This is a genomic window from Haloarcula sp. H-GB5, from assembly GCF_054850705.1.
On record NZ_JBTWBG010000002.1, the window covers coordinates 319,848 to 339,799 of the forward strand.

23 protein-coding genes are annotated in these 19,952 nt (G+C 61.9%); 11 read left to right on the top strand and 12 right to left on the bottom strand.

Features of this window, described 5'->3' with window-relative positions; translation table 11 throughout:
• Positions 1-30 precede the first annotated feature (30 nt).
• A complete protein-coding gene (locus ACYJ11_RS09585) occupies positions 31-339 on the bottom strand; it encodes a HalOD1 output domain-containing protein (RefSeq protein ID WP_005535983.1) in 309 nt (102 codons plus the stop codon).
• A 615-nt stretch (positions 340-954) separates the two neighbouring features.
• On the opposite strand from ACYJ11_RS09585, the gene ACYJ11_RS09590 reads away from it, so the two are divergent.
• Positions 955-1,764: a TrmB family transcriptional regulator gene (locus tag ACYJ11_RS09590; RefSeq protein ID WP_461647610.1), complete on the top strand. Its 810-nt coding sequence runs from the start codon at positions 955-957 to the stop codon at positions 1,762-1,764.
• Between the two features lie 36 nt (positions 1,765-1,800).
• Here the strand turns inward: ACYJ11_RS09590 and ACYJ11_RS09595 are convergent, their stop codons facing one another.
• The 9 genes from ACYJ11_RS09595 to ACYJ11_RS09635 form a co-directional block, all read right to left on the bottom strand.
• Positions 1,801-2,118 carry a DUF7344 domain-containing protein gene (locus ACYJ11_RS09595; protein ID WP_421643367.1) on the bottom strand — a complete coding sequence of 106 codons (318 nt, stop codon included), beginning with the start codon at positions 2,116-2,118 and terminating at the stop codon, positions 1,801-1,803.
• Positions 2,119-2,579: 461 nt separating this feature from the next.
• Positions 2,580-4,490, bottom strand: coding sequence for a molecular chaperone DnaK (gene dnaK / locus ACYJ11_RS09600; RefSeq protein ID WP_170098453.1), 1,911 nt, complete (start codon positions 4,488-4,490; stop codon positions 2,580-2,582).
• A 165-nt stretch (positions 4,491-4,655) separates the two neighbouring features.
• Positions 4,656-5,336 carry a nucleotide exchange factor GrpE gene (locus tag ACYJ11_RS09605; RefSeq protein WP_188977864.1) on the bottom strand — a complete coding sequence of 227 codons (681 nt, stop codon included), beginning with the start codon at positions 5,334-5,336 and terminating at the stop codon, positions 4,656-4,658.
• Positions 5,337-5,411: 75 nt separating this feature from the next.
• Complete coding sequence (locus ACYJ11_RS09610; protein ID WP_461647611.1) at positions 5,412-5,603, bottom strand: DUF1328 family protein; 192 nt, start codon at positions 5,601-5,603, stop codon at positions 5,412-5,414.
• 45 nt (positions 5,604-5,648) lie between these two features.
• A complete protein-coding gene (locus tag ACYJ11_RS09615) occupies positions 5,649-6,269 on the bottom strand; it encodes a hypothetical protein (RefSeq protein WP_461647612.1) in 621 nt (206 codons plus the stop codon).
• Positions 6,270-6,328: 59 nt separating this feature from the next.
• The gene (locus ACYJ11_RS09620) at positions 6,329-7,219 is read right to left on the bottom strand and encodes an RNA-guided pseudouridylation complex pseudouridine synthase subunit Cbf5 (RefSeq protein ID WP_461647613.1); all 891 of its coding nucleotides are present in this window, start codon (positions 7,217-7,219) and stop codon (positions 6,329-6,331) included.
• A 4-nt stretch (positions 7,220-7,223) separates the two neighbouring features.
• On the bottom strand, positions 7,224-7,802 hold the full coding sequence (gene cmk, locus ACYJ11_RS09625; protein ID WP_004593818.1) for a (d)CMP kinase: 579 nt from the start codon (positions 7,800-7,802) through the stop codon (positions 7,224-7,226).
• 45 nt (positions 7,803-7,847) lie between these two features.
• The gene (locus ACYJ11_RS09630; protein WP_461647614.1) at positions 7,848-8,738 is read right to left on the bottom strand and encodes a DUF106 domain-containing protein; all 891 of its coding nucleotides are present in this window, start codon (positions 8,736-8,738) and stop codon (positions 7,848-7,850) included.
• An 87-nt stretch (positions 8,739-8,825) separates the two neighbouring features.
• Positions 8,826-9,476 carry an adenylate kinase gene (locus tag ACYJ11_RS09635; RefSeq protein ID WP_461647615.1) on the bottom strand — a complete coding sequence of 217 codons (651 nt, stop codon included), beginning with the start codon at positions 9,474-9,476 and terminating at the stop codon, positions 8,826-8,828.
• Positions 9,477-9,580: 104 nt separating this feature from the next.
• Between ACYJ11_RS09635 and ACYJ11_RS09640 the strand changes: the two genes are divergently transcribed.
• Positions 9,581-10,033, top strand: coding sequence for a peroxiredoxin (locus tag ACYJ11_RS09640; protein WP_421643372.1), 453 nt, complete (start codon positions 9,581-9,583; stop codon positions 10,031-10,033).
• A 36-nt stretch (positions 10,034-10,069) separates the two neighbouring features.
• Here ACYJ11_RS09640 and ACYJ11_RS09645 read toward each other — a convergent pair whose 3' ends face one another.
• Positions 10,070-10,945, bottom strand: a complete 876-nt coding sequence (locus tag ACYJ11_RS09645; RefSeq protein WP_170098445.1) for a homoserine kinase — start codon at positions 10,943-10,945, stop codon at positions 10,070-10,072.
• 123 nt (positions 10,946-11,068) lie between these two features.
• Here ACYJ11_RS09645 and ACYJ11_RS09650 point away from each other — a divergent pair, with 123 nt between their 5' ends.
• Positions 11,069-13,297 carry a sensor histidine kinase gene (locus ACYJ11_RS09650; RefSeq protein WP_461647616.1) on the top strand — a complete coding sequence of 743 codons (2,229 nt, stop codon included), beginning with the start codon at positions 11,069-11,071 and terminating at the stop codon, positions 13,295-13,297.
• Positions 13,298-13,308: 11 nt separating this feature from the next.
• Positions 13,309-14,670 (top strand): NAD(P)/FAD-dependent oxidoreductase, encoded by a 1,362-nt coding sequence (locus ACYJ11_RS09655; protein ID WP_461647617.1) that lies wholly within the window; start codon positions 13,309-13,311, stop codon positions 14,668-14,670.
• Between the two features lie 63 nt (positions 14,671-14,733).
• Here the strand turns inward: ACYJ11_RS09655 and ACYJ11_RS09660 are convergent, their stop codons facing one another.
• Positions 14,734-15,342: a DUF6149 family protein gene (locus ACYJ11_RS09660; RefSeq protein WP_461647618.1), complete on the bottom strand. Its 609-nt coding sequence runs from the start codon at positions 15,340-15,342 to the stop codon at positions 14,734-14,736.
• 131 nt (positions 15,343-15,473) lie between these two features.
• Between ACYJ11_RS09660 and ACYJ11_RS09665 the strand changes: the two genes are divergently transcribed.
• From ACYJ11_RS09665 to ACYJ11_RS09695, 7 genes are all read left to right on the top strand, one after another.
• Positions 15,474-16,724 carry an NAD(P)/FAD-dependent oxidoreductase gene (locus tag ACYJ11_RS09665; protein ID WP_170098441.1) on the top strand — a complete coding sequence of 417 codons (1,251 nt, stop codon included), beginning with the start codon at positions 15,474-15,476 and terminating at the stop codon, positions 16,722-16,724.
• Between the two features lie 47 nt (positions 16,725-16,771).
• On the top strand, positions 16,772-16,948 hold the full coding sequence (locus tag ACYJ11_RS09670; RefSeq protein ID WP_461647619.1) for a hypothetical protein: 177 nt from the start codon (positions 16,772-16,774) through the stop codon (positions 16,946-16,948).
• A gap of 15 nt (positions 16,949-16,963) precedes the next feature.
• Positions 16,964-17,380, top strand: a complete 417-nt coding sequence (locus ACYJ11_RS09675; RefSeq protein WP_188977881.1) for a DUF7124 domain-containing protein — start codon at positions 16,964-16,966, stop codon at positions 17,378-17,380.
• A gap of 77 nt (positions 17,381-17,457) precedes the next feature.
• Positions 17,458-18,225 carry a DUF7847 domain-containing protein gene (locus ACYJ11_RS09680; RefSeq protein WP_461647620.1) on the top strand — a complete coding sequence of 256 codons (768 nt, stop codon included), beginning with the start codon at positions 17,458-17,460 and terminating at the stop codon, positions 18,223-18,225.
• Between the two features lie 54 nt (positions 18,226-18,279).
• A complete protein-coding gene (locus ACYJ11_RS09685; RefSeq protein ID WP_229775278.1) occupies positions 18,280-18,813 on the top strand; it encodes a DUF5815 family protein in 534 nt (177 codons plus the stop codon).
• 49 nt (positions 18,814-18,862) lie between these two features.
• Positions 18,863-19,642 carry a hypothetical protein gene (locus tag ACYJ11_RS09690; protein ID WP_461647621.1) on the top strand — a complete coding sequence of 260 codons (780 nt, stop codon included), beginning with the start codon at positions 18,863-18,865 and terminating at the stop codon, positions 19,640-19,642.
• Positions 19,643-19,711: 69 nt separating this feature from the next.
• A complete protein-coding gene (locus tag ACYJ11_RS09695; RefSeq protein WP_188977889.1) occupies positions 19,712-19,942 on the top strand; it encodes a hypothetical protein in 231 nt (76 codons plus the stop codon).
• The last annotated feature ends 10 nt before the right edge of the window (positions 19,943-19,952 follow it).

Below are 19,952 nucleotides of genomic sequence, written 5' to 3' on the forward strand. Positions count from 1 at the left end.
TTGGCGGCGGTGCTCCTGTCCCGTGTGCAGTCACAAATGAACGGATCCGGTGCGGACATACACGTCCCCGGTTCCCGTTACGGTCACTGCGTATTCGCCCAGTTGAAACGAGAGCGAGACGGCACTGTCTGGCTCTGCCGAATGGACAAATAGTTGATCGAGCGCGTCCGGATCGAGCGTTTCAATGAGGGGCGATAGCTCTATCGCCTCTTGCTCAGCCGCAATCGCGACCGTTTGTACGACCGCCACTGACGGTGATATCGAGCCCCAGTCGAACTCCGCGTGGAGCGTGTCCGGGCCATCAGATGTTCGGTCGGGCCGCCTATCGGACCCACTCATTATTAGAGATATATCGATCAATCATATTAATTCTACTGTCAATTTATCAGTCGGAATAGTGACGTATAAAATAGCTATCTGATTATCGAGTAAACAGCGGTACTGAGTTTTCAACGTCGGATGTGAACTATCATTTATGACTAAAATCTTATATACTAGCTATCGGCTAAACTTGTGTTTCAATGTAGACTGTTTCCACGAGACGTACCGCTGCAGATGGCGAAACAATTGCTGTGGTGTATCTGGGACAATTGTTCTGGTGGACTCTCAGTCTAGACATACTGCTTGCGGACAGCGTGTACAGCTTTCGTGAAAGTGGCACGCAGCAGATGTGGTTGGGACACATAGGATGCCGCGTGCCAACTATCTCTACTCCGGACCGATGTATAACAGTTGTGTGATTAACTGAGTAAACAAGGTATGGGACCGAAGCACCGACACACAGATGAGCACTTGCGATAGCTGACATCCGGATCGCCATAATACGCTACGGAACTGTACTGAGAACAGCTAATTCGGTCGAGAGACGACAATGTGGTAGTAACAACGTCTTTTACCTGTGAGCATCATCTTCCTACATATCCTCGGCTTCCACCGAGATGAAGGTTGGGACACATGACATCTGATGCAACACACGAAGAAGCGATAAGTTTACTCCAGGAGTTGGGCCTGAAAGAATACGAGGCGAAGTGTTTTGTGGGACTTTCTCGGATGTCCAGCGGCACGGCCAAAGGATTGAGCGAGGTAACTGAAGTCCCGAGAACGCGCGTCTACGACGCCGTCCGGATTCTCGAAGCGAAGGGGCTGGTCGAAGTCCAGCATTCGAGTCCCCAGCAGTTCCGAGCCGTCCCACTCTCCGAGGCCACCGAAACGCTCCGCGATCAGTACGAAGAGCGTGTCGAGCGCCTCCAGTCCGCACTGCGCGAGATGGGACGCATCGAACCCGAAGACGACGAGGCCGAGTTACAGGAAGTCTGGTCGCTCTCCGGGTCCGATGCTATCGAGAACCGCGCCGCGGCGATCAGCGAGGACGCGACCGACGAAGTGGTTCTCGTCATTGGTTCCGAAGCGGTCCTCACCGACCCACTGATTGCGCAACTCAACTCGCTCGACCCGGGTGCAGACCTCATTATCGGGACTGGGTCCGCTTCGATACGGGACCGCGTGGAACAGGAAATTCCACACGCCACCGCATTCCTGTCGGAACTGGACTGGCTCCACGGCGAAATGATACCTGAGGAAGACGCTGCTGTCGGACGACTCCTGCTCGTCGACCGGTCGGCAATGCTCGTTAGCTCAATCGACCCACAGACTGGTGACGAACAGGCAATCTTCGCGACCGGACTCAGGAACGGACTCATCGTCATCGCGCGCCGCCTCCTCTCGCAGGGCGTCGTCGAAATGACGCCAACCGAACAGGACTAGCGAACGACGGGATTGAATCTTTGCCCTCCCTCTATCTCACTCGTCGTAGCTCTCGGACAGAAACGCAAGGAGCGGTCGGACCTGCTCGTACTGCGGGCCACGCGTTACCCGGTGGGTTTCCCGGTCCCATTCGATGAGCCCCATCTCCGCCAACTTCGGGAGATGGCGGTGATAGAGATTCGCCGGGATTGCCGGCTCTCCCACTGGTGTCCGACTGCCGTCGAACTCCGAGATGGACGGCCGCCATCGCTCCGTGTCACGTATCGCTAAGAGTATCCGCCGACGATCCTCGTGTCGCACCGCGTCGAGATGGGAACTCAGCCGCTGCGCCTGAGTCTGCTTCTGGTCGCACACTGTGCCGTCGTACGCTCGACTATCTGATATATATACACTATTTTCATTATCTTGTACTGTTCTGATTATGAGGGTCACCATCGCTAGGCTAACCCTACTAATGCTCCGATCGCTGGGCTACAAGCATCGTCACGGCGATGTGTCCACTTACGGCGATCACCGATTCAAAGTGATGGAACCCAGATATGTGATGGATAGATGACCTTTCTGACCCAAGCCGCTCGTTTCGCGAGTTTGCTACTACTCAGCACACTCGTGGCCCTGCCTCAGTACTTTCGTCCGAGCAGAAAATACGTGCCGATTGCTGTTGAACGTCCGTCAGATCACGTCTGACGGGCTGATGAAAACGACTTATTCGTCGTCGTCTTCGTCGAACTGAAAAATATCGCTTCGCTCGCTTTTTCAGACACCGATAGGCTCACTACGTTCGTCTATCGAGCCGACGACCCGGACTCGGCCTTTCAGTCCTCGTCCTCGTCGTCGACGTCTTCGAAGTCGGCGTCGACGTACTCCTCGCCCTGCTCGGCCGCGCCGCCCGCTGCGCCGCCCGGACCGGCAGCACCGCCGGGGCCGGCCCCGGCTGCGCCGCCCGGACCAGCGCCCGCAGCACCACCTGCGGCCTGCTGGGCCTGATCCTGATACATTTGTTTGCCGATCTCCTGCAGTTCCTCGCTCAGGGTCTCGGTGACCTCCTCGTAGTCCTCCTTCGTGGCGTCCTCGTCTTCGAGGACTTCCTCGACGTCCTCGATTTTCGCCTCGATATCAGACTGGAGGTCGTCGTCGATTTCCTCCTCGTTTTCGTCGAGGAGCGTCTCGGCACGGCGGACGGATGCCTCGGCCTCGTTGCGCGCTTCGATGCGCTCGCGGCGCTGCTCGTCCTCTTCGGCGTGCTGTTCGGCCTCCTGTTGCATTTCCTCGATCTGGTCGTCGGAGAGGCCAGCACCGCCTTCGATAGTGATGTCCTCCTTGTTGCCCGAGCCCTTGTCTTCGGCTTCGACGTTGACGATACCGTTCTCGTCGATGTTGAACGACACCTCGATCTGTGGCGTGCCTGCGGGTGCCGGCGGGATGCCCGAAAGCGCGAACGCGCCAAGCAGCTCGTTCTCCTCGGCGATTTCACGCTCGCCCTGGAAGACGCGGATCTGGACCTGCGTCTGGTTGTCCTGAGCGGTCGTGAAGATCTTCGACTCCTCGGTCGGAATGGTCGTGTTTTTCTCGATGAGTCGCTCGAACAGGCCGCCCTTGACTTCGACACCCAGTGACAGCGGCGTCACGTCGAGCAGGACGATGTCGTCAACGTCACCGCTCAGGACGCCAGCCTGGATGGCTGCGCCCAGCGCGACAGCCTCGTCGGGGTTGACGTTCTTCTTCGGCTCCTGTCCGGTCATCTCCTCGACCTTGTCCTGCACCTGTGGCATCCGCGTCGAGCCGCCGACGAGGATGACCTCGTCGATGTCGCTCTTGGTGTAGTCGGCGTCGGCAAGCGCCTGCTCCGTCGGGCCGACCGTGCGCTCGATGAGGTCCTCTGTGAGAGACTCGAACTTCGCACGCGTGATCTTCTGTTCGAGGTCCAGCGGACCGTCGTCCGTGGTCGCGATGAACGGGAGGTTGATACGGGTTTCTTTCCGCGAGGAGAGCTCGATCTTGGCTTCCTCGGCGGCCTCGGTCAGGCGCTGGAGGGCCTGCCGGTCGTCGCGGAGGTCGATGCCGTGTTCGGCCTCGAACTCGTCGGCGAGGTAATCGATGATGGCGTGGTCCCAGTCGTCGCCACCGAGGTCGTTGTCCCCGTTGGTCGCGACGACCTCGTAGACGCCCCCACCGAGGTCGAGAATGGAGACGTCGAAGGTCCCGCCACCGAGGTCGTACACGAGGACGGTCTGGTCGGACTCGTCGTCGAGGCCGTAGGCCATCGCGGCCGCGGTCGGCTCGTTGACGATGCGCTCGACCTCGAAGCCGGCGATCTCGCCGGCGTCTTTGGTCGCCTGACGCTGTCGGTCGTTGAAGTACGCCGGGACCGTAATAACGGCCTTCTCGATCTCGTCGCCGAGGTACTCCTCAGCGTCGTGTTTTATTTTCTGGAGAATCATCGCCGAGACCTGTTCCGGCGTGTACTCCTCCCCATCCAGTTCGACCGTGTAGTCGTCTTCGCCCATGTGGCGCTTGATCGACTGGATGGTCTCGTCGGGGTTCTTTATCGCCTGGTTCTTCGCCGGTTTCCCGACGAGTCGCTCGCCGTCGTCGAACGCGACGACGGACGGTGTTGTCCGCTCGCCTTCGCCGTTGACAATGATTTCAGGGTCGCCACCTTCCATGACCGCGAACGCGCTGTTCGTGGTCCCAAGGTCGATACCCAGAATCTTGTTGCTCGCCATCTTACCCGCTCATAGCGGATTCGGCCGGTTAAAAGTTGCTAGATGTGCTGATGCGAAAAACGGGCGAAGGGGCCTCCTCCGGGCGGTTTTATACTCGGCGGCCTTCTCTGACCGGTGATTATTTAATGTACCGCAATACGACCGCTGCACCGCCAGCGGTGGCCACTACTCCTCGCTGACAGTGACCTGTGCCTCACGCAGTACCTTGTCGGCCATCTCGTAGCCCGGCCGGTGGACATCGGCGATTGTCCCGTCCGGCTGGTCGCTGTCGACGCGGGCGAGCACCTGATGCTGCGTCGGGTCGACATCTCCGCCGGGTTCGGGATCGATAACCTCGACGTTCTCGGCGTCGAGCACGTCGTCTAACTGGCGAAGCGTGGATTCGACCCCTCCCCTGATATCAGTATCTTCGTCCTGGTCGAGTGCGCGCTCAAGGTTATCTCGAACGTCGAGCAGGCGCGTCACGAGGTCCTCGGTGGCACGCTTCTGTTCCTGTTCGCGACGCTTGTCCATCCGCTTCTTGTAGTTCTGGAACTCCGCTTGCTTGCGTTTGAGCTTCTCCTCTAGCTCTTCGATGGTTTCGTCCTGCTCGTCGACCTGCGATTCGAGGCTGTCGGCTCGCGTCCGCAACCCAGCGAGCTCCCGGGCGATGTCTTCGGGGTCCGACTCGGCGACCCGGTCGATCAGCTCGTCGTCGACATCGAACTCACCAATGTCGACCTCGTCCGTATCGACATCTTCGGGCGCGCCCTCGAGATCAGCGTCGACGTCGCCGTCCGCTTGCGCCTCGCTTGCGGTCGACTCCTCCGTCGCGGCCGTGTCGTCGGCTGCGTCCTGCTCGGTCATACCCAATAGAAGTCGTCACGTGGATAAAAGGATTCAGAAACGGCGTGGCAGTGATACTGTCCGGCGGAGTCGGCGTTACAGGATGAAGCTAACAACCATCAGGACGAGGAAAACGACGACGAGGATCTTCGCGATTCGCATACTGAGCCCCGCTACACCGCTCAGTCCAGCCAACCCGGCGACGACCGCGAGAACGAGAAACAACAGCGCCAGTTCGAGGAACCCACCGCCGGCCTGGAGCGGGACCGCAGTCAGTAGGTGCTTCATGACTGTGTGTAGCGCCCCTCTCTCAATTTATTATACACCTGCTAATCAGGGATCGACAGCGAACGCGCTCGGGTCGTATTGGAACCGTGTGCGATAGGCCACCCACTCGTCGAGTTCTTCGAGACGGTACTTGCTGAACGCCGGGTTCCGCACCAGCTCCAGCTCAGCGAGCCGTTCCTGAACCGGGTCGAACAGGGTCGTCCAGTCGAGTTCCCGGAGCGACTCGTCCGGCTCCGTCTCGCTCTTCGTGAATGTCAACCCGTCGTCGGTTCGCTCGATAGTCCCGTACTGGTACCGACTCCAGACGGTGTACTCCCCGAACGGAACGGTTTCAGTCGGTGGCGGCGGTCGGCGGTACTGCGCCTGAAACCGCTGGTGTTTCTCACCGCCGCCCCACAGCACTCCGCGGGTAAGAAGTTTGATCCGCTGGTTGGCGTCCACGCCGCTGTTGTAGACGATGCGTGCATGCTCATACTCGCTGGACTGGAACTGCTCGGCGACGCCGTCGTCGTGGTGGATATCGATCTCGTGTTGATACGGCAACGGCGTTCGGAGGGCGCGTTCGAGCACTGAGACCGTCTCCTCGCCACGACGCAGGTCGTCGTACGGTCCCGTGCCACGCCACTGCGCCGGGTCGGCCTCGTCGGGATCGACCCATCGGTCCATGCTAGTAATACGTGGGAGACGGTCTTAGTTTTTCCCGCAGGGCAAATGGGTCGACGCTTTCACACCAGCACACGGTCGAGTTCGACAACGAGGCCGCTGTCGGCGTCCGGGTCCTCGACGAGCGTTCCCAGACAGACTGCCGCGCCGTCGGGCGTGACAGAGACGACCTGGGAGCCGATTTCGGGCACTGCGTCGCCCACTTCGGCCGGACTCGCTTCGATGACACCCGGCGCATACACCGGCGCACCCTCGGCGACTTCGCGGGCGGCGCTGGGCGCAATCGTGACCCGCGGCAGGTGGACCAGCGCGCGTTCTGCGGGCTGGATAATCTCGCGTAGTTGTGCGTCGTCTCCCTCGTCGGCGAACGCGAGCGCGTCTACGAGGTCGTGCATCGTCCACAACGATCCGTCGTCGAAGGTTCCCGTCGCTGTCCGGCGGAGGTCTCCCATGTGCGCGCCGGTTCCCGCCGCCAGCCCGATATCGTGACACAGTTTCCGGATGTACGTACCCGAAGCGCACCGGACTCGCAGGAGCAGTCGGCGCTCGCCCTGTTCAAGGATCGTCAGTGAGTGAATTCGGCGGGAACGCAACTGGCGCTTGACTGCGCTCTTTCGCGGTGGCTTCTGGTAGATGTCGGTCTCGAACTCGGCGACGATATCCGCAATATCGGCCGGGGCCTGGTCATGGAGTTCCAGCACGGTGATGTACTCCTTGACGGCGCTATCGAACACCTGCGCCATCCGAGCGGCGTCACCGAGCAACACGGGCAGACAGCCAGTCACCTTCGGATCGAGCGTCCCGCCGTGAGCGACCCGGTCCTGGCCGGTAGCGTCCCGAATCCAGGCCGCGACCTGGTGGGCCGAGGGTCCCGGCGGCTTATCGAGGTTGACGACGCCGAAGGACCGAAGCGAATCGAGATCCCGTTCGTCGGGCGGGGCACGGAGCGTCATCGGCTCAGAACTCGTACCGGATGTTCTCGACAGGGGCCTTCCCCTCGTCGCCGTCTGGGCTGTACGACTCGACGGCGTGCAGGGTGACGCTCAGGACGCCTTGCGGGTCCCAGCGAGCGGTGTTGACCGACAGGTCGTAGATAGAGAGGTCGTCGAAGTCGATGTCGTAGTAGTCGCTGTAGCGCTGGGCCTCGCTTTCGCCACGCTCCCGGGTTTCGGTCTTGGCCTGTTCGAAGGGCTTGTTCTCCCGCGTCGCGATGCGGTCGGCGCGCACGTCCAGCGGCGCAGTCAGCCACAGTTTCATGTCAGCGTACTCGCCCGCCATCCAGCCGGCGAGCCGGGACTCTAGCACGAGGTCGTCGCGCTCGGCGGCGATGTCCCGGAGTCGGCGGTCCAGATCGCGGTCTATCTGATCGTCTTCCTCGGCGGCCTTGTTCAGTTCCAGCGGCGTCATTCCGCGTTCTTCGGCCAGCGAACGGAAGATGTCCCCGCCGCTGACGTGCTCGTAGCTCAGGGCGTCGGCCAGACTCTTGGCAAGTGTGCTCTTGCCGCTACCGGCCGGGCCGGAGACGGTAATCAACATAGAAATGTTCGGGAGGCCCCGATAGAAAGGGCTGTCTCTTCGCGCCTAGCTGGTCGGCGTCGTCTCGACGTTGAGCGCTTTCCGGATGATCTGGGTGAACGACAGCGAGCAGAGGAAGTACCAGACGATCCACGCCTGGACCGGGCCGGCGACGCTGTTGCTCCACGCTTCGACCTCGCCGAAGATGGGGAGCGTAATCACCGGGCTCGCATCGACACCGGCTCCGAAGACAATCCAGTAGAGCCAGAGGAACAGCGGGATGTTGACCAGCATGATCCACACCATCGGGCGGAACTGCTGTTTGAACATCCCCATCTGATCGGTCATCAGCTCCATCTGCTCCTCTTCGAGCCGGTCCAGCGCCTCCTGGTCGTCGCGCTCCTTCGCGGCTTTGCGGCGCTCTTTCAGGTCTTCCATCTTTTCCTGATGGTCACCCATCCCCGACATATCCATGAGGTTGTCCTGCAGAATTGTCGAGGTGGTCCCGGTGATGATTGCAAGCACCAGGATAACGACGTAGAACGGCAGCATGTCGTTGAGCGGCCCGAGGACGATATTGATGACGTCGCCCGCGACAACGTCCCGGACGGAGGTCATCGAATAGCCGGCAAACAGGCCGAGCGTCCCGAGGCCGGCGAGCTTGTCCCACTTCGACCAGCCGCCGCCCCCGTCATCGTCGCTCGGTGCTGCGTCGGACTCTTCGAGCGCCTCGCGGACGCCTTCGGGGTCGTCGATAACGAAGCCATCGCCATCGGCATCGATGAGCAGGCCGGACTCGATGAGCCGGCCCCACTCGCCGCTCGTGAGGTCGTCGCTCACGTCGCTCCAGGTGACGGCCCCGTTCTCTTCGGCTGCAGCGAGTACCGTCGAGAGCGCATCAGTCATTTCCTCGCCGTCTTCGGCGAGTCGTTCTACCTTCGGCGCGGTACGTGCCATTGTGTGTGTTTGAGGTGCGACGGCATATCAACGTTTTACTCTGACTGTCTCGACGGTGTCGGTCTCGAACGGTCGTTCCGTCGCGTTTCAGGCCGTGTGTGCGTCGACAGCGTCCTGAATCTCGCTCCAGACTTCGTCGGGTGTCTGCTCGCCATCGACGGCGACGAAGCCGTCGTGGTCCTCGTAGTGATCGATGACTGGCGCGGTGTTGTCGTCGAACACGTCCAGTCGGTTGCGGACGGACTCCTCGTTGTCGTCGTCACGCTGGATGAGTTCGCCGCCACATTCGTCACAGACACCGTCTTCTTCGGGCTGATTGAACTCGACGTGGTAGTTCGTGCCACAGTCGTCACAGACCCGACGACCCGTGAGTCGGTCGACCAGCTCCTCGCGGGACACGTCCAGCGAGAGGATCACGTCGAGGTCGGTCATCCCTTCCAGTTCCTCGGCTTGTTCGAGGTTGCGCGGATAGCCGTCGAGCACGAACCCGTCGGCCTGCGAGAGGGCTTCGTCGACGATAGCGTTGACCACCGCGTCGGGCACGAGGTCGCCTGCCTCCATGTATTCGCGAGGCGTGTCGTACTCGGTGTCCATGTCGCTGATGTCCATGTCCTTGTTCGCCCGGAGTGCGTCGCCCGTCGTGACGTGTTCGACGCCGTACTCCTCGGCGAGGTTGGCGCTCTGGGTTCCTTTGCCGGCTCCCGGCGGCCCGAGAATCAGGATTCGCGGATTCGACATAGGCAGGGTTTCCAAGGGGTCCGTTAAATGGTTGTCCAAATCATGCTGGCGGGTCACGCTGCCGCCACCCAAAGGTGTGTAGGCGTTCCGGGCGAACACGGGATATGCTCGAACCCGGCGCGCCAGCACCCGAGATCAGCGTACAGAACCAGTTCGGCGAGACCGTCTCGCCTGACTTCGAGGAGCCGACCGTAGTGTACTTCTATCCCGAAGATTTCACCGGCGGCTGTACCATCGAGGCCCGCGACTTCCAGGAACACCTCCCGCAGTTCCGCGAGGGTGGCATCACCGTCTACGGCGTCTCGATGGACGACGTGGCGACCCACGACGAATTCGCTGAGGAGGAAGGCCTACTGTACGACCTGCTCGCTGACCCCGACGGGACCGTCGCCGAAGCGTTCGGCCTCGACACCAGCGGCGGCCGGACGGACCGCCGGACGTTCGTGCTGGCCGACGGCGAGGTCAAGTCCGCCTACGATCCGGACCTCTCGAACCCCGAGGGCCACGCCGAGGCAGTGCTCCGGGACGTTCGAAACGAGTACGTGCAGGGCGGATAGACAGCCACAGCACGTCTGTGGTACTGATCGCCAGTTCTAGAACACTTCCGCGCCGCGGCCGATACGCGTCTGGTAGACGCGGGCGTCGACCCCGCGCTCGCCGAAGGCGTCCAGCATCGTACTCGCGATCTTTCGGCGGTCCTCCTCCGCACACGCGGCGATGACGGTCGGGCCAGCTCCGGAGATAGTGACGCCGGTGGCTCCGGCCGCCAGTGCAGCCTCGCGGACCTGTTCGTAGCCGTCGATGAGCTTCGCGCGGGCCGGCGTCACCACGGTGTCGTGCATCCCCTGACCGACGAGCTCGGGGTCGTCGCGGTGCATCCCGGTCGTCAGCGCTGCGGCGTTCCCGACCGTCTCGACCATCTGGTCGACGCGGGCGGTCTCCGGGACGACATTCCGAGCGTCCCGCGTCGAAACCACGATATCGGGCAAACACGCGACGAGGGGAATATCGGCGTCGACCTGCGTGACGCCCTTCTCGGTTGCGATGGTGAACCCACCCATAATCGAGGGGGCGACGTTGTCGTCGTGGGCGTCGCCCGAAACGACGGCCTCGCCCTTGGCGGCGATGGGGACCAGTTCCTCGCGGGAGTAGCCGCGGTCGTACAGCTCGTTCAGTCCGACGGCCGCCGCGGCGGCGCTGGCGGCAGAGGAGCCTAGGCCCGATGCGGGACGGACGCCCTTGTCTATCTGAATGTGGGCCGGCGCATCGAGTGCCTCGGCAACCGCGCCGACGGTGTTTTTGTCGGGGTCCTCCGGGATGTACTGGCTGCCAGCGCCAGTCACTTCGATGGTGACCCGGTCGGCCTTCTTCAGGCGGACGACGTCGGCCGGACGCTCCAGTGCGACACCGAACACGTCGAAGCCGCTCCCGAGGTTCGCACTGGTAGCCGGCGCCCGGACTGTCAGCATGCCTGCGAATTTCAGCAGTGTAGGCAAAAAGGTAGCGAACCGACACTGTGGCCGTTTCGCAGTACTGAGAACGCGGCCCAAAGGCATAATACGGGGAAACCTGACGTTGGAATAGGTATCGTTATGGATGTCGACATCGCCACGGTCGCCATCCTCGGGAACGCGGGTGGGGCGCTCATTGGTTTTACAGTTGCGGTTATTGCTGGTCGAAACCGAGACGTTCTAGGTCATCGCCAGTACGGCTGGCTTGCGCTGGCTGGCGGATGCTGGTGCGCCATCTCCATTGTGAAAGTCATGGCCGGTGGTCCAGAAGTGGCAGAGACGGCTTACTTGATAGCGCGAACCGTATCGTCGCAGATAATCGCCATTTGGATTATTTTTGTGCTTGTCTACACCGATCGCCGCTCGTGGCTCCGCCCCTCCCGCCTCATTCCGGTACTCATTATGGCGAACGCAGACGTGCTGCTGCTGTTGCTTGGTCAGGGCCGCTTCGGTCAGGCGACGGTTGTCCCCATCACTCAGAACGGCGTGACGTTGCTCGCTATTCAGCGCGGGGCTGCCTTCGCGGCTACTCTGACAATTTCTTATATGCCGGCGCTGCTCGGGTACGGGTTTCTCATTGAATTTCTGTCCCGGTCAGAAAATATCTACCGGCGTCAGACTGCGATAATCGGCGCTGGAGGTGCTTTGCCGATGATTGTCGCCCTGCTGTACGACTTCGGATACACGCCCCATCCTGGTATCGATTTCACCCCGGTCGTGTTCGTAATTAGTATGCTGTTCGTCGGGTGGGCGCTATTCAGGGACACATCTCTGTCTGTGACGACGCTGTCTGGTGATACCCTCGTCGATAATCTCCCCGACCCGGTCATCGCCCTTGACGACGACTGTGTCATTATCGATTACAACGCCGCCGCGGCCAGCGCGCTGGATCATCCGGACCCTGACGGAGAACCACTCGATGACCTTGCCCCGGAGCTCGCTGGCCACATTGAGCGCGGCGAGGTGTTCTCGTTCGGGGATTCGTTCACCTACTATAACCCACAGACGACGAGTCTCACCGACCAGTCCGGGACGGAACGCGGTCGCCTTGTCGTGCTCAGGGACGTGACCGGGCAGCAACGCCGGCAGGACCGACTCGAAGCGCTACAGGCCGCGACCCAGCAGTTTATCGAGGCAGAGACCGCCGAGGAAGTCTCGGAGATGGCCGTCGAGTTCGCGACGGCCGTTCTCGATCGGAATGCGGCGGGCGTGTTCCTTGAAGCCGATACCGTTCTTGAGCCGACCGTCATCAGCGAGTCGCTCGAACAGAATGTCGACGAAGAGTTGCTGTACGGCTCGCCGACGGACGAGCCCGAAAGCAAACTCTGGAAGACGTACGAAACCGGTGAGATACAGGCTGTCTCGCTCGACCAAGACGGACTCGACCCGCTGGACAACGCGCTGATGCTGCCGCTTGGCTCCCACGGCGTGATGGCGATTACGTCACACGATAGCACTCTCGCCACGGAGGACAGGCGGTACGCCGCGATTCTCGCACAGACGACGCAAGTAGCACTCGACCAGGTCGAGCGCGAGCGGGAACTCCGCCAGAGCCGCAGTTCTGTCCAGCGACGCCGCGAGCAGATCGAGTTCTTCAACGGCGTCCTCAGACACTCGCTGCACAACGCGATGGTCGTCATCCGTGGCCGCGCGGAACACATCAGAGACAGCGTGCCGCGGTCGAAACAGCGGCATCTCGACAGCATCAGCGACTGGTGCGGGAAGCTCACGGACATGAGCGAGACGATACGCGACATCAACAACACGGTGACGGCGAGCGAAGCCGAGCGGCTAGACACCGTCGACCTCAACGCGACGCTCCGTCGCTCTATTGAGTCCCTCCGTGTCGAGTACGATTCGGTATCGGTCTCTTGTGAACTAAATGGCGACCACCGCGTGCAGGCGAACGAACTGCTCGAAGAAGTCCTCTTGAGCATCTTCCGGAACGCGGTCGACCACAACGACGCCGACACCCCGCGAGTGATTGTAACGGTCCAGCAGGCCAGCGACTGGCTGCAGGTCCGTATCGCCGACAACGGCCCCGGAATGAGCGACGAACTGAAGACGACGGTGTTCGAACGCGGGCTCTCGCCCGACCAGACCGCCGGCGGCTTCGGGCTCTACTTCGTCTCGGTCATGATGGATCTGTACGGCGGAACGCTCTGGTTCGAAGACAATCACCCGACGGGGACCGTCGCCATCCTCGAATTCCAGCAGGCGGTGACGGGCGACGAGGCGGAAGACGACCCCGGGCCCGACGACACCGAGACGGCGGCGACCGAAGCGCAAACTAAATCCCACAACCGCTGATAGGTCGGGGTATGATTGGCGTCGTCGGTGGCGGTATCGCCGGCCTCTCGGCAGCGTACCGGCTCCAGCAACGTGGTCACGAGGTACGTGTCTTCGAGGCGAGCGAGGACTTGGGCGGTCTGGCAGCGACCTACGAGACGGCCGGGGACCCCATCGAAAAGTTCTATCACCACCTCTCGAAATCCGAGGAGACAATCGTGGAACTCGCCGAGGAACTGGGCCTCGGTGACGCGGTCGAGTGGCACATCGGGGAGAACGCCTACTACGTCGACGGCGTCGTCCACCCCATGGACAAGCCCTGGGAAATCCTCTCGTATCCGCACCTCTCGCTGTACGACACGTTCCGGCTGGGTATGCTCGTCCTCGATATCGACGTTCGCGGCGGCATCCCTTCCTTCGACACCTACGAGCGACTTGAGGACTTCGAGGACGTGCCCATCGAGGAGTTCGTCGTCGAGCACACCACCCGGGGCGTCTACGAGAACTTCTTCGAGCCGCTGCTCGACGCGAAGTTCGGCGACCGGAAAGACGACGTGAGCGCGGCGTGGCTGCTCGGCCGTGTCAAGTTCCGCGGCGAGCGGGACATCCTGAACGGCGAGATTCTGGGCTACTTCGACGGCGGATTCGGCCGGTTACTCGACGCGCTGGTCGACGCCGTCGGCCGCGACAACATCGCCACTGGCACGCGCGTGTCTGAGATCGATACGAGCGGCGGGACCGTCTCGTCGCTGACGGCCACCGACGGAACTGAGACGACGGTTCACGAGGTCGACAGCGTCGTCGTCGCGACGATGCCGAACGTGCTGGAAGCCCTGACCGGCTACACCTGCGACATAGACTTCCAGGGGACGGTGTGTTCGGTCATTAGCATGGACGAACCCCTGCTTGATACGTACTGGCTGAACATCGCCGACGACGCCCCCTTCGGCGCGCTCATCGAACACACGAACTTCGTCTCCCCGGAGCGGTACGGCGGCGAGCATCTCCTGTACGTCGCCCGTTACATTCAGGACGAATCCGAGGCCATCTGGCAACAGACCGACGACGAGGTCGCCGAGACTTGGTTGGATGGCATCGAATCCCTCTTTCCCGAATTCGACCGTGACGCCGTCAACTGGATTCGGACGGGGCGCAATCCACGGACTGCCCCAGTCTACGAACGCGGGTATCTGGACATGGTCATCCCGTACGACCTGGGTGACGATGTCGCGGACGGCCTCTACTACGCCGGGATGGCTTCGCGCGCCCAGTACCCGGAGCGCTCGCTCAACGGCGGTATCGTCGCAGGCTTCGAGTGCGCCGATCGGATCGCACGCGATCCGTCAGCGGCGACGAAAACCGACGATTCGCCGCTTTCGGAAGCCCAACGCTGAGCGCTTTTCTGCCCTCAAACCCGTTTTCTCTCGGAAAGTCCAATTCGGTGTGTACCGCGCGAGTCAGTCGCCGGCCGCGCTTTCCACGTCGTCCTCGTCGACGACCGGCGCGTCAGTCGGGCTCACGTCGTCCGGTTCCTCGCGGCCGCCGCCGACGATCATCTCGCCGTCCTCGGTTTCGACGTAGACGTCGTCGGCGAAGCCACCGACGGCGTGAGGGTGTTCTGGCTCGTCCAGCCGCTCCGGCGTTGACGGCGCGTCGGCAATGCCGCCGGCCGAGCGGAACGTCCCGAGCGGGTCGTCGATGGTGATGTCGTACGCGTCGAAGAAATCCGCGTACCGCTCGTAGTGGGATTCGAGTTCGTCGGCCGGGAACTCCATCATCTCCGTCCAGCCGTGGTTGTAGAAGTCGAAGTTTGCCTGAATATGGGTGATCTCCCGTGCCTCGGCCTCCGAGTAGTCTGCCTGAAGCGCGGCCACGTAGGTGTCCATCGTGGCGTCGAAGAAATCATCGAGATGGTCGCGCCGTTCCTCCCGGTGAGCCTCGTCAGCCTTCCCGAGGAAGATCTTGGTGTGGAGTTTCACCAGCCCGTAGTTGGCCACCGACCGGATTCCGGGTGTGGTCAGCGCCTTCTTGCTCGCCCAGTGGCGCGGGTTCTGGTAGATTTTCATTCTACTCCCGGATATGGGCCCCAGCGCCTTCAAATCCCCGACTATCGGTGTCCTCAGCTGTGTTCACCTCGCTATCGGAAACGATACGCAGATAGCAATCCACATTAAGCCCGATTTCGTATCGGCCGTACATGAGCACGTCGCACGTAATCATCGGTGACGGCATCGCGGGTGCGTCCGCAGCCGAGACAATCCGGGAAGCGGATCCGGACGCGTCGGTCACAGTCCTGACCGACGAGGGGGAGGCACTGTACAACCGGATCCTCATCAAGGAGTTCGCCAAGGGGAAGCTGCCGGAAGCGCCGATCTCGATCCACGAGCCGGAGTGGTACGACGAGCGCGACATTGACCTCCAGCTGAACACCCACGTGACGGACATCGACCCCGACGCTCACGAGATCCAGACCCACGAGGGGGACACCTACGAGTACGACAAGCTGCTGGTGGCCACGGGTGGGACCCCGGCACAGCTCCCGGTCGAGAACAGCGACGCCGACGGCGTCCACCACTTCTGGACGTTCCAGGACGCGCGTGGCATCCGCGAGCACGCCGACGAAGCCGATCAGGGCATCATCGTCGGGGCGGGACTGCTCGGCATCGACCTCGCGGCAGTCTGTGCCGCACAGGAAATCGACGCGAAGTACCTGATGCGTGGCAACCGCTGGTGGCGCTACGCGCTCTCGGAGGATGGTGCGGAGATCATCCACGAGGCCCTCGAAGAGAACGGCGTCGAACCCGTCTTCGAGTCCGGCGTCGACCACTTCGAGGTCGACGACGACGGCAAAGTCACCGGTGCAGTCGACCCCGACGGCAACCACTACGACGGCGAGTGGGCGGGTGTCGCCATCGGCCTTGATTTCAACACGGAGTTCCTCAACGGGACCGGACTCGAACTCGACGACGGCGTCGTCGTCGACGAGTACATGCAGACCAACGTCGAGGACATCTACGCAGCGGGCGACCTCACCCAGTTCTACGACACTATCCTCGACTCCCAGGCACAGAACGGCGCATGGGGCTCGGCCAAGGAGCAGGGCTCGGTCGCCGGGGCGAATATGGTCGCGGACGCCGAGGAAAAGGAGTTCCGCTGGGTCTCCTCGTACTCCATCACGCACTTCGACTTCCCGTTCCTCTCCTTCGGTCACCCGACCCGTGGCGACGACGAGGCCGAACGGAAGTACTCCGACAGCGAGTGGCGGCGGCTCGCCTTCGAGGACGGACAGCTCATCGGCGGCGTGCTGATCGGCGACCTCTCACAGCAGTCGACGTTCAAGAAGCTCATCCGCCAAGAGCGCCAGGTCGCAGACAAGAAGGAACTGCTACTGGAGAAGGAAGTGGACCTCGAAGAAGTGAAGGCGCAGACGCCCGCACCGGCCGAATAAGGCCAGCCGACACCGATATTTTACGCGCTGCGGACGCAGCGACGCGTATGCGTGACGCCCTTTCTTGCGTTCTTGCCCGATTCTCCCGTCATAGTGGCCAGTCGGGTGAGAGTGAGGCAGACGAAACAGGCGATGACGGTGGCGGCTTCGCCGGCTCGCCGAGCAAGACCAGTATCGCCCGCGGTGACTGTCAGCGGGAGAACGACGCCCTTTTTTCGCCCTAAAGCGGAGAGGCGCGTATGGATGGCGGCAGCGGCGATATGACACTCGCGTTCGACCTCGACGCCCTCAAGCAACTGGCCTACCCGGACAGCGTGTTCAACGACGCGCGCCAGTGGTCCGAATACGTCGGCGTCATCTCCGAACAGCCCACCTACGTCGTGACCAACTTCACCCGGAAACACCGGATCAGACAGGACTTCTTCTCTGGGCCGCGCGGCCGCGAGGAGAGCCTCGAAAACGTCAAAGAGCAGTTCGACACTGACCGGCACGTCTTCGTCGGCGCTGACGACGAGGACGCCGATCTGGCCGAGACGGCGGGCTGGGAGTACCTCCCCGTCACGCAGGCTTCGGAGGCGGCCGACTGGGACCTCGGTGAACCGGAGACACCGGACGCGACAACCGACGAGGACGAGCAGCGCGACGACTGGCCCTAGGCGACGCAACTCCGTTGTCGGCGGGGGGAATCTACGCTTCGACTAGTTTTATATTTCCCCAGTTAGGGGTGTCGTGTATGGCCCTCCAAATCGGCCGTGCCTTCCAAGACGGTATCGACGAGTTTCTCAGTGAACGCGGTGCAGTGTTTGCTTGCGCATTCATTGTACTCGGATTGGCCAACGGTGTCATCTGGGCATCGCTGTCCCAGGGTCTGCTTGACCTGTTTCTGGAAACGCTGCCACCCAGTGCACAGGCCAATCAGGCGGCGATGAGCAGTAATACGGCGTTAGCCCTCGATGTACCGGTTGCTGTGGCCGCCGTCAGTGCGCTCGCGCTGTTTATCGCCAGCGAGGCGCTGAACATCGTCACGATTCGTGCCTTTGCCAGTGATGCCAACGACCCGATTCCCGACAATGTCGGTCGACGGCTGGGCAAGACCGTTGCGATCGGGATCGCCGCTGGTATTCTCACTGGCATCGCAGTAGTCGTTGGACTCGTTTTCATCATCATTCCTGGACTGGTCCTGGCGCTTCTGTTCTTCTTCGTCCGGCAGGAGATCGCACTGAACGACAGCGGGGTTATCGAGTCCATCAGCAACAGCATCAGTCTCGTCACCGACAACCTCCTCGCCACGTTTGTTATCGCTGTCGTGCTCGCGGTGCTTGGACTCGTTCTCGGAGGTGCCTTCGGCTTTCTCCCGATCTCGTTGCCGCCAATGGTTTTGACGACGGTTTCGACGATCCTCTCTGGCGTCGTCGGCGTGTTCTCGATTGCTGTGACGACTGTCGCATACCTCCAGGCGACTGAGTCTGACCACGAGACGGAGTCCATCGGCGGGCTCTAAACCGCTGTAGTTCGTATCGCGGCCTTTAACCACGCGAGCGACCAATCACGGGTAATGGCTGAACCGCGCGTGCCCGGCGGGCGCGAGTCCGAACTCGAACTGGCCTGTGGCGAACTCGTCGACACGCATGATCTCCATCTGGGTATGCGGGAGTTCGCGTGTGATTGTGGCAACACGCACGCCGTCGTGCTCGATCCGCACCCGCTGGCACGGTTCGTGCCGGAGTTTCTCACTGAGGTACTCCACGCGACTATCGAGACCAACGACGACTACGACGAATTCACGACTGTCCACCTGATGGGCGTCGTGATGGAGGAGTTCCCCGAAAAGGTCGTCGCCGCCGACACCAGCGAGGACGGCTCAGTCGGCTTCTCGCTTGCGTGGGTGAGCGACTTCGACTCCCGCCGCCTTCACGAAGTTGTCGTCGAACTGCTCGTGGAACTGATGGAACACGCTATCAGCCACGCCGAGGACGACGACGTGATGGCGGAGTTCGAGGAGCAGATGCTTCAGTTCGACGTCGACGCGTTCGTTGAGCAGTACCGCGACGAGCGGGACTTCGACGGCAGATCTGACACCGCGATCTGAGGCCCGCTGCGTCCTGAGTACTTAGTGGCGCGGGCTCGCATACTCCCGCATGGCGGGTCGCGTCGCGGTCCTGCTTGCGCTCTTACTTTTTGCGGGCTGTGGAGCCTTCGGTGGAGCGGAGCGACAGGCGGTGACGCCAGTTCCGGTCCCCGAACAGCCACAGGACGGCCGGGCCGCCCCCGCTGTGACTGGGGACACTGTCGATGCTAGGCGACTCGCAGCGGCCCACCGGCGTGCGACGCGGAACCGCTCGTACGTGCTGGGTATGCGGCTGTCGCTGGAGTGGGGAACGCAGGTCGTCTCGCTCGTCGTCGAAGACAGATATCACTACCAGTTTCGGACCGAAATTGTCGACCAGAACTACACCAAACGGGTGTATACCAACGGGAACCGACGCTATGTCTACGACGAGCGAACTGAGGGGGCCTGGACCGCAACGAGGCGGCCAACCCCGGTCAGCGGGGTACTCGATCCTGACCCCGCCCGACTCATCGAAGCCTACTTCGCGACGAACGTCAGCGTTGAGCACCCGAGGGACGACTGTGACGCCTGTCGCGTGACGCTCACGGCGACGGAGCCGCCGTCGGCGTTCAAACCGGCCAACAATTACAGCGTGCAGGCGACTGTCCGACCGGACGGCCTCGTCCAGTCGCTCACCGTCTCGTACTGGGACCGCTCCAGAAAAGCTCCGGTCAGCTACGAAATACGGTACTCCGCAATCGGTGACACAACCGTTTCCCGACCGGCGTGGGTCCAACAGCGCTGGGGGAACGCGACAGACAGCGACCCCGAACTGTCCGACAGCCAGCGACACGCCGCCGTCGGCTGATTCCCCGAAATATGCCGTCTGACTGTTGTCTGACGGTGTTATATGATGGTAGCGGTGTTGTAACTGTGTATGGCTATGCGTGAGGGAGAGTTCGAGCGCATCCTGACAGTGCTCGAAGAAGCCGACGCCGACGGCACACTGACGGCCCGCGAGATCTGTGACCTGCTCGAAGAACACGACGAGGCGTTCGGGAGCGCCCACCGTGTTGCGACAGTCCTCGGTCGTCGTGCCCAGTCCGGCGAGGTCGAAGTCATTCAGGGTCAGCCCTACCGCTACCGCGTTCCCGATAGCGACAACTGACCGCTCTCAG